This is a genomic window from Exiguobacterium sp. QJM3NY_9 (genome assembly GCF_056173545.1).
Genome location: NZ_CM149679.1, coordinates 592,199 through 605,869, shown reverse-complemented (window position 1 = coordinate 605,869; position 13,671 = coordinate 592,199). Strand labels below are relative to the sequence as shown.

Sequence of the window (13,671 nt, the reverse complement as noted above, 5' to 3'; positions counted from 1 at the left end):
TTTAGCCTCCATTCGGCTCATCCTTAAATTGACCAGTTGCCGTTACGCATTAACGCTTCGCGTGTACCGTCTGCTAATTCGCCATCGATTGCCATATCTGCTGAGCCAATCATGAAATCAACATGCGTCATCGAATCATTCGCCCCTTGCTCGGCTAATTCTTCATTCGATAAGCTTGGTCCATTCTCAAGGCACGTCGAGTAGGCACGACCAATCGCGAGGTGACATGAGGCATTCTCATCGAACAACGTATTGTAGAACAAGATGCCCGAGTCAGAGATTGGTGAATGGTGCGGCACGAGTGCTACTTCTCCGAGATAACGTGCTCCTTCGTCGAGCGAAATCAACTCATCTAATGCCGCTTGACCCTGTTTCGCTTCTGCTTTGACGATTTTCCCATCTTCAAACCAAAGCGTAAAGCCATCAATCAAGTTTCCGCTGTAGCTGAGTGGCTTCGTACTCGAGACATGACCGTTGACTCCTGTCTTCTTCGGTAACGTAAAGACCTCCTCCGTCGGAAGGTTCGCGATGAAATCAACACCGTCCGCATTCGGTCCACCACCACCGAGCCAAACGTGACGCTCTGGCAACTCGATCGATAATTCCGTCCCTGGTGCCGAGTAATGAAGTGTTTTATATTTTTTCTCCGTCAAGAATGTCGCTTTCGTGCGGAGGTTGTGATCATGTTTCTCCCATGCAGCGACTGGATCTGCTTGATCGACACGGGTTGCCTTTAGAATCGCTTCCCATAGCTCTTCTACAGCGTTTTCCGAGTCCGGGAATACCTTAGCCGCCCAAGCATCTGAAGGTGCAGCAACGACACACCAGCTTACATTGTCGCTCATGACGAATTTACGCCAATTGGCTAGTGCAACTCCTGCTGCTTTATTCGCGCGCGCGATACGACTCGACTCGACTCCGTTTAAAAGATCTGGATCTTCACTGACGACAGATAAGAAGGCTGTCTTTTCATCAGCTAACTGATCGAACCGTGCTTTTAACCACTCTGGAAATGCGTCAAACGAATCTTCCGGTGCATCGAAATAACGGATTTTCGTCATTTCATCATCTGACCATTGCACGTAAACGTTCGATGCGCCTACTTCGTAAGCAACACGTGTAATTTCACGAACAAGTGGTGCATTTTCGATGCCAGCACGAATTTCTAGTTGCTGACCGGATTGCAAATTGATTCCTGTACGTACAGCGAGTGCTGCATACTTTTTGAGTTGTTCTTGAGTCGGCATTATGTAATCCCCTTTCGTCTCTTACTCTTATTTTCACGAAAGAGTTGCAATTTTGCAAGAAATAAGGTGAAACTAGGTGTAGAGAAGGAGTGTTGAACATGGAATTCGTACCAGGAGATTTCAAATCCGCTTACACATATTTCCACCGTCAGGCATTGGCGTTAGTCGGAGATCACAAAGCACAGGAAGATTTATTGATTCGAGGAGAAGTTGGCTTAGCACATTTAACAAAAGATATCGCTTCAGAAGAAGGGTCTGATATCGAACGTGAAGCAGAACTCGTGCTGTATTTCCAACTTAAACAGTTACTTGAGATGTTACGTGCCCTTTATCAAAAACGTTTTTCGATGAAGGAAGAACAAGAACAATTATTATTGACGGCTGTGCTCTATTTTACTTCCCCAGTCGATGCACTACCTGACGAAAATGTACTCGGTCTGTTCGATGATGCTCAAATCGTCGAATCGATTTATGAAGAACTCGCAGCAGATGTCGATCGCTTCCAACATCTCGAATAAAGAAAAAGGTAAGGGAGACGGGAAAACCCGTCGCTACCTTACCTTTTCTTTATGCTTTTTTTTTCGTCGCGATGTTGATTGTCGCAGCTTGTTGTTTTGATTGATCCACTTCTAGCTTTTCTTTATTCAACCACGTGTAAACCATTCCCATGAAGAGTGCTCCACCGATGATGTTACCGAAGAGAGCAGGAATTAAGTTATGGATTGCTCCGGCAAATGAAATCGCCTCTGGGTGAGGTACGACAAGCGCGATTGAGAACAATGCCATATTGGCAATGACATGGTCAAAACCTGATGCGAAGAAGACAGCAACTAAAACCATCATCATCATGATTTGTGCCAATTCATTTTTCATGTTTTTCGGAATGAAAATCGCTAAACAAACCATCCAGTTACAGAAGATTGCTCGCGTAAAGATTTCCCATGTCGAGTGATGGATTTTCGATTCAGAGACAGCAAACAACCAGTTGTTTGCGCCTAACTCTTGAATGATTCCAGTTTGCGAAAAGAGTAACGCGAAGGCAAGTCCTCCGAGACCATTACCAATCAAACAAATCGTCCATACTTTAAACGTATCCATTTTCGTAGTGTATCCACGCATCGTCGCCGTAGTAAAGTACATCGTATTTCCTGTAAACAGTTCTGCACCGCCGTAGACGATTAAGACAAGCGCAACACCAAAAGTTAATCCACCGACGAGCGTCATCGCAGCCGATTCATTTAGATAAAGTCCGTTGATTGCTTTGAGTGTAAATATGATAGCAAAACCGATGAATACCCCAGCAAGCATGGCACGAACTAAATATTCGAGTGGACGCATTTGTAGCATTTTAGTTGATTTAACCGCTTTATTTCTTAGCCCTTCTAATGCTTCTACTTCATTCATTGTAGAAACCTCGCTTTCTTCTTGTTCAACACTTCACAATGTTTGTTCACTTATTATCATACTTCCATCTTATAAGATGTTCAACCCCTGCCTACCCCTTATTTAAGGTTTTTACGAAAGAATGACATGTAAACGATACCATTGTGTCAAGTTTGTGAAAAAAGCTTTTTCTTGCTAGATACAACTACTTTACGGGTATATTTTGAGTTGTGAACGGAAGTATTCCAGAAAGGATTTTCGCCTTGATTCAACTAATACATAGTCGTCAATGACTACACGATTAAAGCGGTTAGTGGACGTCGAAGCTCGCTCAATATCGCGTGGTGTATACCCTTCAAAATCAGTACGCGTGATTTTAATTTGAAGGATTGATACAGGATCCGTATATTGAATTTCAACTGTCATTACATTAGGAATCGCTAAAAAAAGAGCCAGCGTATGGTGCATGACGAGTTGCGGAAATCGACTTTTGATAAAAGAGGGTGTAGACGGATCAATCCATTCATGATTTGTCCCGACCCATTCTTTTCTGGATTTACCCGTCACTTCATAACGTAAGGAGACGGTAGTTCCTTCAATCTGTACTTGTTTAAGTGCGTCTGAAAATGGAAATCGTTCAATAAATCCTGTCATTGCATTTGTATTTGTAACCGATGTTCCGACATATCGAGTGACCAGTGCTCCATCACGCCACTTATTGTCAGGGGATTCCCTCGAGTAATGCAACATAAAAACGGAACCTGTACTTAATCCAATGAGCGCACAGCATAAAAATAAAAGGATTTTTTTCAATTCACTCAATTCCTTTCGACCCGCGTCACCTTTTTACGATATTTTTCAGTTGAGGGGTTGAATTTAATGCTATATAGGCGTACTCTTGCAGGCAGATACTTTACGAAGGAGGAGCATGAGGATTTCTCATCAATCACAATGAAGACTAAACAAACGAGCAAGAAAAAACGAACAGAAAAAATCAGTTTCCTTTTAATCGGTACACTTCTTTACTCCCTTTATATCAGCCTTTTATTATCTCCAAATGACATTGGATCTGGCGGCATCATGGGAATCACACTTATTTTCCAGGAGTTGTTCAATACGCCTATCGGACTGACCCAACTTGTCTTGAATATCCCGCTTTTCTTACTTGGTTTTCGCTTCTTAAGAAAACGATTCATGCTACTTTCAGGAATTATCGTCCTTATTTCTTCATTTTTAATTGATTGGATTCCAACACAAGTGGTTCCTGAGTCATTAAACGATCCTCTCGTCGCCTCCATTTTTGCAGGGTTAGTTTCCGGGCTCGCAATGGCATTAATCTTCTTTGGCGGCGCTTCGACAGGTGGACTCGACATCCTCGGAAAGTTCTTTTATGCCCGCTTCCATAACTGGCCGCTCCCGCGTATTTTTTTAATGCAGGATTTAGTGATCTATATCTTAGTTTGGTTAGTCTTCGACTTAAAACATGTTATGTATGCATTAATTATGAGCTTCGTTCGCGCCAAGGCGTTGCAAACGGTCTATAGTTTTTACTCTGCTTCTAAACAATGTATTATCATTTGTGAAAAAGCAGATGAAATCAACGACGTCATCACAAAAGAACTCGGTCGTGGTGTCACGATTCTCGATGCGCGCGGTGGCTATTCCAACCGGACAAAGAAGATGGTTTATGTCGTCGTACAGAATAATGAAATCGTTCGTCTTCAGGAAATTGTTTCCTCTGTCGAACCTAATGCCTTCGTCACCTTCTCTGAGATTCATACCGTCTTTGGAAATTACAAAGAACATTCCTACTCTTTTTAAATGAACCGCACACGATGAAACGACAACCCCCTGTCATGAGGTGGGTTGTTTTTTGTAAACGAAGGCTGACCCATCATATACGTCTACGTTTGGTATCGCTTCAGGTTTCATCTCAAAATATAAAACGATTGGATTCCCGTAACCAAAAGATGTTCCCCTAAAAAATAGATAACTCTTCACTTTTTGGGAATTAGTGGTTAAGCTAATGACATTACTAGTTAGCTTACGAAGGAATGATTGCATGAATAAACTTTGGCGCTACCGCATCTCTCTCATTCTTTTAGTCAGTTTGTTCGCTTCGATTCCTCTCATCTATGCCTTGACAGGTTATCGTACCATTTCAAAAATGACAGAAGAGATGCACGCCCATGATATCCCGATGATTAAACAAGTCGACCAACTCGTCGAATACAATCGGGATCGGGCAAATGCCGTTCGCGGCCTATTGCTCTATGAAGACGACCGCTACATTGAACAATACTACTTCTGCACGACCAAAATTCATGATTTACGCCGTGTGCTCAATGCTTCGAACGAAACACCCGTACCGATTAAAGATTTGTTAACCCGTAACAATGCATGGGAAAAAGAAATCGAAACCGTTTTCAGCCTTTATGAAACAAACGGTTCACAAGCAGCTACCGCTTTAGCGAAACAATCGACGCAGACCACGCAGACCATTCTTGAAGATCTTGCTCAAGTTAAAGATCAATTGTATACCGAATTAGATCAAGAACTCGAAAATACGGCGCTCGTGACAGCATCCTATAAACGGATGTGCTTTAGTCTATCCATTTTAGCCTTTCTACTCATCAGTGTGACCATCACGCTCTTCCATCGAATCAAGTGATCTGTTGTTTCATACGATTAGCTTCGTGAAAAAGCTAAAAAACGCACCGCAGTTCTTTATCGGACTGCGGTGCGTTTTTTTGTATTTTTCTCAAGAAGAAGCCTTTCCTTCATTCACATGCTCCATTGCCAAATGAACTAACGACGAGACATGATGGTCATCAAGTGAATAATAGACAACTTTTCCTTCTTTACGATATTTGACGAGACCTTGTTTCAATAACGTTCTTAAGTGATGCGAAGCCGTCGCAATCGAACAATCAACTGATGCCGATACGTCACAAACACAAAGTTCTCGCTCGACCGTCAATGCATAAGCGATTCGTAGACGCGTTGCGTCCGATAACACTTTAAACAATTTCCCAATCTCAAGCGTCGGGATTTTTTCAACGGCATGACCAATTTCAGTTGCACGTTTTTGATCGATCGCAATCGTCTCACAGCGTGGTGCCTCCACTGTCTTCACCTCTCCTCCAAACTATTGCACCATCCTAAAACAACAAATGCAAGTAAGATGACTACGATGATTCGCGAGGTGAAGATTCATTTCCGATGTTTTTTTTGGATTGTACGAAAAACTGCCCATCCCCCTAATCGATTCCCGATATCCCAAACGATTCGATTAGTATCAACAGCTCGTACACCGATGTCGATGATACTTGTATTTCGCAATCGCTCCTTATATCGATTCGATAGGAAGCGTGGTAACGGTACTTGTAACATCACCCGATAAAATAAATCGAGGTGTGTATGTCCCCAGATTTCCGTAGCGATGGATGCCGTTTTAATCAACAGCGGCCGTTTATATCGTTGTCGGTGTTTGTTTTTTAACAAAGCCGCCAATTCAAATGCATAACGATTCGGATACGGAAACAATTTCCAACCTAAATGATACTTTCCGCGATTGTCGATTCGAATGATTTGTGGTTCGATTCGATACCGAATCCAGCCTCCCCGAAAGCGAATGACTTGCCATTTCACGTACATCACCTCTTCAGTGATTATACCCGGTCTGATACTATTTGACGCGCAGTCTGAACCGCCTCTTTGAACTCCCGTGCCGCACGTTCAATATCTGGTGCTGCAAATAAGGCAGAGACGACAGCATATCCTTCAAGCATCTCGAATAAGTCGGGCACCACATGATGTGTGATTCCACCAATCCCGACGAGAGGAAGGGAAACAGCCCGGCGAATCGCTTGGAGTGTTTCGTTTGTCATCTGACTCGCATCGTCTTTTGTCGCCGTTGGATAGAGTGACCCTACGCCAAGATAAGTTGCCCCGTCTTGCTCTGCTTCGATTGCCTGTTCAACGGTCGAGACAGAAACCCCAATCGTGGCTTCCGGTAACAGCTTACGTGCCTCCCGCAAAGGGATGTCCTCTTGCCCGATATGCAGACCTGCACCGACGATTTGTGCGATATCAATCCGGTCATTGATGATGAGTGGGACGCCGTAACGAAACATCATTTTCTTCAAGTCGCTCGCTTGTTCGAGAAATTCTTTCCCTTGCGCCTGTTTTTCACGAAGCTGGACCATCGTCGCGCCACCTTTTATTGCTGCTTCGACCGCATCAATCAAGGCAACGTCCGGGTGAAAGCGCCGATCTGTTACCGCATAAACCGTGTAATCATTCTCCACTGGTCAATACCCCTTTCAAACTTTCTTCTGTAGTTAAGCTGATTGCGTTGAACAACCCCATCCGGAAATCACCGAGTCCCGCTGCTTCATCTGCGACTTCACCCGCTTTTCCCATTAAATACGTCCCATAGGTCGCTGCTTCGAATGCATCATACCCTGCTCCAAGTAGGGTCCCGATGAGCGATGCCGTCATACAGCCTGTCCCTGTAATGTGTCCGAGTCGTGGCGTTCCTACGGTTAGTTTTACTTGACGCTTGCCGTCTGTAATGAAATCAACCGGTCCCGTTACGACGAGAGTCGTCCCGAGCCGTCCAGCAAACTCATGGACGACTTGAAAATCTAATGTCTCTCCTGAAGCGACATCGACTCCTTTTGAACGTCCGACTTGACCGATGAGCGTCTTGATTTCAGAGACGTTCCCCTTAATGACCGTAAAATGAATTGCTTCGAGTAACTCTTTCGTGAATTGTGTCCGAAGTGTCGTCGCCCCCATTCCGACTGGATCTAAAATAATCGGTTTCTTCAATCGGTTGGCCGTTTGACCTGCCAACAATTGCGACGCTCGTGAAGCTGCGTTCAATGTCCCGATATTGATAACGACAGCATCTGCATGTCCAACCATTTCCTCGACTTCTAGGATATCTTCCGCCATGACAGGTGAACCCCCGAGCGCAAGGGTCATATTGGCACACTCATTAATCGTGACCGCATTCGTTAAATGATGAATTAATGGTTTTTTATCATGAATGGTTGTAAGCATCCGTTTCCCTCCAAATGTCATAAAAGTGATGTGTCGGTCCGATTCCGTTCCCTAAGGCAAATCCATGCCGGATTGCTTCAGTTACGTACCGTTTAGCATAAATCACGCTATCCTTCAGGGAATCTCCCAGAGCAAGACGTGCCGCAATCGCGGAAGATAATGTACATCCTGTCCCATGTGTATGCTGGCGTTTTAATCGTGCCTCCTGAAACAGATGATGCATCCCTTCCGTGTATAAAATATCCGAGGCATCCGTACTTTCGAGATGACCGCCTTTTAACAGGATAGCGATGTCTCGTTTTTGTGCGAATTCCGTCGTCGCCAGCTTCATTTCATCAACTGTCGAAATCGCTTGCCCTAACATGCGTTCCATTTCCGGAATATTCGGGGTCGTCAAGGTTGCAAGCGGCATCAAGTGCTCCATTAATGCTTGTTCAGCATATTTCCTTAACAGGGCATGCCCCCCTTTTGCGACCATCACGGGGTCTAAGACGACTGGTCCCTTATAATGTTTCAAACATTTGGCAATAACTTGAATCGTTTTTTCATTCGAGACCATCCCAATTTTAACGGCATCTACACGAATATCGCTAAAAATCGAGTTCAACTGGGCTTCGACAAGCGTTGGTGATACATCTTCAACTGCTTGTACGCCTAACGTATTTTGCGCTGTGATAGCAGTAATTACACTCATACCGTAAACCCCAAGAGCAGAAAAAGTTTTTAGGTCGGCTTGAATTCCAGCTCCACCACTAGAGTCTGATCCAGCAATCGTCAGTACATGTTTCATCGATAGACCTCACTTTCTATGAGAGCACAAGGAGAAAGCGGAACGAAAAAAAGCGTCGTCCGCTGTAAAAAAGCAGACGACGCCATGAAAAACCAACGAGTGTGGTCACTTATTCATGTCTTCAATCTCAACTTTCCTACGCTGGTATTATCCAGATCAGGTGATAGGGTCGAAAACAGAATGGTTTTCCTCTCAGCCAGATTCCTCCAGCTCCCCTAGTTGCTCATGATTTAAATTTCCCTTTCACTGTAGCATAGCGTCATAAAAAAAACGAGCCGAAGCTCGTTTTTATAAGTATGCTAATGGATTAACTGTATTAGCTGGTCCTGTCGCACTGTATTGGTAACCACCAATATGCAATTCAAAATGAAGATGTGCGCCCGTCGAGTTTCCCGTATTTCCGAGCGTACCGATTTGTTGTCCTTGCGAGACCGTTTGTCCAGCATGAACTGATAATGAATTCATGTGCGCGTAAACTGTTGTATACACTTTCCCATTCAAGAAATGTGAAATCATCACGTGATTTCCGTACGGTCCACCGCTTCCTGCTGTGATGACCGTTCCTGAAGCTGCTGCGACGATTGATGATCCGACTGGCCCTCTAAAGTCGACACCATTATGGAAAGTATACCCATTTGCACCACTCGCTGGTCCGAATCCTTGTGAAACACTTCCTGACGCAGGGCGAACGAACTGCGCCGAACCGCTCGGAACACTAGCGACTGGCGTAGCACTTACGACCTTCTTAGACGTCCCGGCGTTGTTTTTTTCCGCCGCTTTCGCCGCCTTTTCCGCTGCCGCTTTTTCAGCTGCTGCCTTTTCCGCTGCTACTTTAGCAGCTGCCTTTGCTGCCGCAATCGCACGTTCTTGCGCTTCTAATGTCGCTTGAAGTTCTTTCGCATTCAGAAGTTTTGTCGTAAATTTTGTTTTACCTTGACGTAGTTTTTTTAAGGTTTCACTACGCGCTTTCATTTGCTGTTTGAGTTCCTTTTTTTGAACCAAAAGGGCTTCTTTTTCTTTCACTCGCTCTTCCTTTTTATCCACGAGCGTCGCTTTAGCATCCGCTAATTTTTTTTGCGTTTCAAGGTAAGCAGAAATCATCTTGTCATCTTGTTCAGCAATTTTTTTCCCTGCCATCACACGACTAAAGAGATCGCCAAGATCTTTCGAACCAAAAATGACTTCTTCCCATTTAATAGAATTCCCATCATTTTCTTGAAGCACACGAAGGCGGTCTCCTAACAGCTCTTCCTGGCGTTTTAACATTTCTTCATAATGAATAATGTCTGCCTCAAGCTCTTCAATTCGTTCATTCAACTGACGAATCTGTTTATTTTTTTCTGAGACACGAAAAATATTTTCATTGATTGCTGCATCAATCGCATTGATTTGACGTTGCTCTTTTGAAATTTTAGATTCTTGTTTTTTGATTGATTTTTCTAGTTTACGTTGTTCAGCTGCATTATCTGCTTTCTTTTCTTTGATTGTAGCCGCTTGAGTGATTGGGGTGTTCGTCAATAATAACGTCCCTAATAGTACGGTAGAAAATAACTTTTTTAGCATATGTGAGTTCCTCGCTTATGTATGAATTCGATTTTTGAAGTCATGTTTCGTAGTAAAACTATCTGAAATTGATTATAGCACCGTAATAGTTTCAGAAAAATTTCATTTACGTTTCAAATGAAAACGTTATTTTGTAATATAACAACTAATTATTCAAACTATATAAAAAAAGAACCTCTACAATGTAGAGGTTCTTTTACGATTTTATAACATTGACATAGGATTAACACTATTTGCAGGGCCTGTTCCGCTGTAGATATAACCGCCGACATGAATTTCGAAGTGTAGGTGTGGTCCAGTCGAGTTACCCGTGCTACCAAGTGCACCGATTTGTTGTCCCTGGCTGACACGTTGTCCTGCACGCGCATTCAATGAACTCATGTGCGCGTAAACCGTCGTATACGTTTTTCCGTTCAATTGGTGAGCAATCATGATGTGATTCCCGTAAGGACCACTGCTAGAAGCCGTAATGACAGTTCCTGTTGCTGCTGCGACGATTGGTGTTCCAACCGGTGCACCAAAGTCGATTCCATTATGGAATCCGTACCCATTTTCACCACTTGCTGAGCCGTATCCCTGTGTAGTCGCACCACTTGTCGGATGAATGAACAATGCTGAAGATGCAACTGGAGCCGGAGCCGGAGCTGGCTTCGGTGCTATTGGTGCTGGTTTTGGTGCTACAGGTGCTGGTGCCGGCGTTGATTGTTTTGTTGAATTCGTTGTTGCTTTTTGACGCGCTGCTTGTTTTGCAGCTTGCTCGGCTGCCGCTTTTTCTGCAGCAGCTTGCTCAGCTGCTGCCTTTTCTGCCGCTGCCTGATCGGCTGCTGCTTGTGCCGCTTGAGCTTCAGCACGGGCTTTTGCTTCTCGTGCTTCTTGTGCTTTGCGCTCTTTTTCAATCCGTGCTTCACGTTCACGTGCCGCTTTTTCTGCCGCGATTGCTTTTTCTTGCGCAATCAAGATTTGTTGAACTTCTTTCGCGTCCATCAACTGTGTCTCAAATTTCTTTTTTTGCTTCTTAAGTTCTTTAATGCGTTTGTTTCGTTCACTGATTTGTTGTTCGAGCTCTGCCTGTTGACGTTTTAATTCTTTTTTCTCTGTCACAAGCTTTGCTTTTTTATCTTTAAGTTCTGCTTGGGCATTCGCTAATTTCTTTTGCGTGTTCCGGTAATCCGTAATCATCTTATCATCTTGTTGTGAGATGGATTTCCCGGCTAGCACACGGCTGACGAGATCTCCGACATCTTTTGAACCAAAGATGACTTCTTCCCATTTAATCGAATTACCATCATTTTCTTGCATGACACGTAAACGATCGCCGAGCAATTCTTCTTGACGTTTCAGCTTGGCTTTATATTTTTCGATTTGCTTACCAAGTTCGACGATTTCAGCTTCTGTCGCCTTGATTTGACGATCTTTTGCTTCGACGGCAAACATTTTTTCATTCAATGCTTCGTCTAAACGATTCACTTCTTGTTGTGTCTTCGAAATTTTCTCACCTTCATGATTCACAGAAGACTCAAGATTTTTTTGTGTATTTTGGTTTTCTTGTTGCTTTTGTTCGTTTTTGGCTTTTTGTTCACTTAAATCATCTGCTGATGCAAAATGAGGAGTTGATGAAAGGACAAGTGCGGAAACGATGAGCGACGCGAACGTTTTTTTCATGTAGTATTCCCTCTTTTTCTCTATAATTTTATCGTAGTCAAAAGTATGCTTTATTTAAATTTCATTTTAATGTTTAAATTTTATAAGAACGTTTTTGATTATAGCATTCATTTTGCCTCTATTATATTTCAGTGAGATTTCATTTTGTATAAGTTTGTTGGTTAATTATGTAATACGATGAAGCTCCTTTAGTGAAAATGCCTGCGCTTTGCACCTTGAGAGAAGTTTTGGCACACTAGTGGTGTAAGGGAGGAATTATAGTGAAACTTGATCATACTGGAATTGCCGTCCGTGATATGCAAGAAGCCATTACTTTTTATACAACAATTTTAGGCGGGAAATTAGTCCGTGAATATTCAAACCCCGCTCCAGGCGTGGCATCGAATATCGCTGTCATTGAATTTGAAGATGCACACATTGAACTACTGACACCAACAAGCGCTGACAGTCCAATCGCTCGTTTCTTAAAACAACGCGGTAAAGGGGTACATCACATCGCCTACCGCGTTGACGATTTAGATCAAGCGATTCTCGATGCAAAAGAACAGGGACTTACGTTCCTCGAAGATACGTACCGGTCAACGCCTTTTGGCCGTCGTTTGATTTACATGAATCCGAGGCATTCACACGGGGTCATCACTGAGCTTTGCGATTACCCAAACGCTTAACGCAAAAACAAATCCCCTTCACGACCTGTGAAGGGGATTTGTTTTGCATGAACTTATGCGAGCTTCGCTAACATCTCACGGTTGAACGCCGGAATATCATCTGGTTGACGACTCGAGACGAAGTTATCATCGACGACGACTTCTGTGTCTTCGAAATCAACCCCAGCATTTTCTAAATCGATTCGAATTGATTTATACCCTGTCATCTTGCGCCCCTTAACGATTTTAGCGTTAATCATTAATTGTGGACCATGACAAATCGCGAAGACTGGTTTCTTCGACATATCGAACTCTTCTACGAAAGAGACAAAACGTTCGTCTTCACGTAATAAATCTGGTGAAAATCCACCCGGAATCAACAGCGCATCATAGTCTGCCGGTGATGTTTGATCAATTGTTACATCAACAGAGACTTTCGCTTCTTCTTGTTTACCAACGAGTTCTGCGCCTTTTTCTGAACCGATGACTGTCACTTCATGACCTGCCTCTTTTAATGCGTCGACTGGTCCTGTGAACTCAACATCTTCGAAATGGTCCGCGAGTACGACTGCTACTTTTTTACCCATTAAAATCATCCCCCAAGTTATGAAAATCAGTTATCTTGCGCTTGATCTCTTGCTATAGCTGGATCATCCGGCATTTGCTCTTTGCCTTTAAGCACCTCTTCTTGCTGTTCTGGCGATAATTCACGCTCTTGTTCCGTCAGACGCTTACGTTCATTTTCTAGTAACTCACGTGAACGATCCGTATCATTTGCCATCATGAATCCCTCCGCTACGAAACCTTATTCGCTAAGTGCGTCGACTACTTTGACAGATAGATCGACATCGATGTTGCCGCGTGTTGCTTTAGAGTATGGGCAGAATCCGTGCGCTTTTTCAAGTAATTCTTCTGCTTCGTCTTGCGAGACGCCGACGACTTCTACAACAAGTTTAGCTGCGATTTTAACGCCGTTATCTGCTTCGTCTTGTAAAAGACTCACTTCCGAGTTCGTCCGTGTTTCGACACGTTTTTTTGCTTGGCGTGCCATTAAGTTATATGCACCATCGAAACATGCCGCGTATCCTGCTGCGAATAGTTGCTCTGGGTTTGATGTCGGAATATCTTCTTTACCTTTTGTACCAGGCATTACTAAATCTAAATTAATGACGTTATCGTCAGAAGAGACTTTTCCATCACGGCCCCCTACTGCCGCCGCGCGTGAAGTAAGAATTGTTTTAGTCATGAAATAGAACCCCTTTTCCTCTGGTTTGAGTAACTTTTTTTGCCACATAAACAGTAATACCAC

The 13,671-nt window shown here is 43.5% G+C and carries 17 protein-coding genes and 1 riboswitch; of the genes, 4 read left to right on the top strand and 13 right to left on the bottom strand.

Translation table 11 applies throughout. The annotated features are described in order from the left end of the window. Positions 1–23: 23 nt before the first annotated feature. Positions 24–1,247, bottom strand: coding sequence for an aminopeptidase (locus AC0VYQ_RS02990; protein WP_214766694.1), 1,224 nt, complete (start codon positions 1,245–1,247; stop codon positions 24–26). 98 nt (positions 1,248–1,345) lie between these two features. Between AC0VYQ_RS02990 and AC0VYQ_RS02985 the strand changes: the two genes are divergently transcribed. Then, the gene (locus AC0VYQ_RS02985) at positions 1,346–1,765 is read left to right on the top strand and encodes a DUF1232 domain-containing protein (RefSeq protein WP_029332678.1); all 420 of its coding nucleotides are present in this window, start codon (positions 1,346–1,348) and stop codon (positions 1,763–1,765) included. 49 nt (positions 1,766–1,814) lie between these two features. Here the strand turns inward: AC0VYQ_RS02985 and AC0VYQ_RS02980 are convergent, their stop codons facing one another. Beyond that, a complete protein-coding gene (locus tag AC0VYQ_RS02980) occupies positions 1,815–2,651 on the bottom strand; it encodes a formate/nitrite transporter family protein (protein WP_088836355.1) in 837 nt (278 codons plus the stop codon). Positions 2,652–2,840: 189 nt separating this feature from the next. After that, complete coding sequence (locus AC0VYQ_RS02975) at positions 2,841–3,452, bottom strand: hypothetical protein (RefSeq protein ID WP_475404227.1); 612 nt, start codon at positions 3,450–3,452, stop codon at positions 2,841–2,843. A gap of 129 nt (positions 3,453–3,581) precedes the next feature. Here AC0VYQ_RS02975 and AC0VYQ_RS02970 point away from each other — a divergent pair, with 129 nt between their 5' ends. Beyond that, the gene (locus AC0VYQ_RS02970; RefSeq protein ID WP_088836353.1) at positions 3,582–4,451 is read left to right on the top strand and encodes a YitT family protein; all 870 of its coding nucleotides are present in this window, start codon (positions 3,582–3,584) and stop codon (positions 4,449–4,451) included. 241 nt (positions 4,452–4,692) lie between these two features. Then, complete coding sequence (locus AC0VYQ_RS02965) at positions 4,693–5,301, top strand: CHASE3 domain-containing protein (RefSeq protein WP_214893793.1); 609 nt, start codon at positions 4,693–4,695, stop codon at positions 5,299–5,301. Positions 5,302–5,391: 90 nt separating this feature from the next. On the opposite strand, the gene AC0VYQ_RS02960 is transcribed toward AC0VYQ_RS02965, so the two are convergent. The 7 genes from AC0VYQ_RS02960 to AC0VYQ_RS02930 form a co-directional block, all read right to left on the bottom strand. Further along, positions 5,392–5,766 (bottom strand): ArsR/SmtB family transcription factor, encoded by a 375-nt coding sequence (locus AC0VYQ_RS02960; RefSeq protein WP_475404226.1) that lies wholly within the window; start codon positions 5,764–5,766, stop codon positions 5,392–5,394. A 77-nt stretch (positions 5,767–5,843) separates the two neighbouring features. Then, positions 5,844–6,281 (bottom strand): hypothetical protein, encoded by a 438-nt coding sequence (locus tag AC0VYQ_RS02955; protein ID WP_475404225.1) that lies wholly within the window; start codon positions 6,279–6,281, stop codon positions 5,844–5,846. A gap of 20 nt (positions 6,282–6,301) precedes the next feature. Next, positions 6,302–6,940, bottom strand: a complete 639-nt coding sequence (gene thiE / locus AC0VYQ_RS02950; RefSeq protein ID WP_475404224.1) for a thiamine phosphate synthase — start codon at positions 6,938–6,940, stop codon at positions 6,302–6,304. Continuing rightward, positions 6,930–7,700, bottom strand: coding sequence for a hydroxyethylthiazole kinase (thiM, locus tag AC0VYQ_RS02945; RefSeq protein WP_088836348.1), 771 nt, complete (start codon positions 7,698–7,700; stop codon positions 6,930–6,932). The genes thiE and thiM overlap by 11 nt, the downstream gene beginning before the upstream one ends. Further along, positions 7,681–8,490, bottom strand: a complete 810-nt coding sequence (thiD, locus tag AC0VYQ_RS02940) for a bifunctional hydroxymethylpyrimidine kinase/phosphomethylpyrimidine kinase (protein ID WP_475404223.1) — start codon at positions 8,488–8,490, stop codon at positions 7,681–7,683. The genes thiM and thiD overlap by 20 nt, the downstream gene beginning before the upstream one ends. Before the next feature lie 116 nt (positions 8,491–8,606). Continuing rightward, a riboswitch (TPP riboswitch) is annotated at positions 8,607–8,717 on the bottom strand. Between the two features lie 61 nt (positions 8,718–8,778). After that, positions 8,779–10,053 (bottom strand): murein hydrolase activator EnvC family protein, encoded by a 1,275-nt coding sequence (locus AC0VYQ_RS02935; RefSeq protein WP_475404222.1) that lies wholly within the window; start codon positions 10,051–10,053, stop codon positions 8,779–8,781. A 204-nt stretch (positions 10,054–10,257) separates the two neighbouring features. Beyond that, positions 10,258–11,715, bottom strand: coding sequence for a murein hydrolase activator EnvC family protein (locus AC0VYQ_RS02930; RefSeq protein ID WP_475404221.1), 1,458 nt, complete (start codon positions 11,713–11,715; stop codon positions 10,258–10,260). 260 nt (positions 11,716–11,975) lie between these two features. On the opposite strand from AC0VYQ_RS02930, the gene AC0VYQ_RS02925 reads away from it, so the two are divergent. Continuing rightward, a complete protein-coding gene (locus AC0VYQ_RS02925) occupies positions 11,976–12,383 on the top strand; it encodes a VOC family protein (RefSeq protein WP_029332666.1) in 408 nt (135 codons plus the stop codon). 53 nt (positions 12,384–12,436) lie between these two features. Here the strand turns inward: AC0VYQ_RS02925 and AC0VYQ_RS02920 are convergent, their stop codons facing one another. The 3 genes from AC0VYQ_RS02920 to AC0VYQ_RS02910 are packed head-to-tail and all read right to left on the bottom strand — an operon-like array spanning position 12,437 to position 13,608. After that, on the bottom strand, positions 12,437–12,949 hold the full coding sequence (locus AC0VYQ_RS02920) for a type 1 glutamine amidotransferase domain-containing protein (RefSeq protein ID WP_475404220.1): 513 nt from the start codon (positions 12,947–12,949) through the stop codon (positions 12,437–12,439). Positions 12,950–12,975: 26 nt separating this feature from the next. Next, complete coding sequence (locus AC0VYQ_RS02915; RefSeq protein ID WP_475404219.1) at positions 12,976–13,143, bottom strand: hypothetical protein; 168 nt, start codon at positions 13,141–13,143, stop codon at positions 12,976–12,978. 24 nt (positions 13,144–13,167) lie between these two features. Beyond that, positions 13,168–13,608, bottom strand: a complete 441-nt coding sequence (locus tag AC0VYQ_RS02910) for an organic hydroperoxide resistance protein (protein ID WP_475404218.1) — start codon at positions 13,606–13,608, stop codon at positions 13,168–13,170. Positions 13,609–13,671 lie beyond the last annotated feature (63 nt).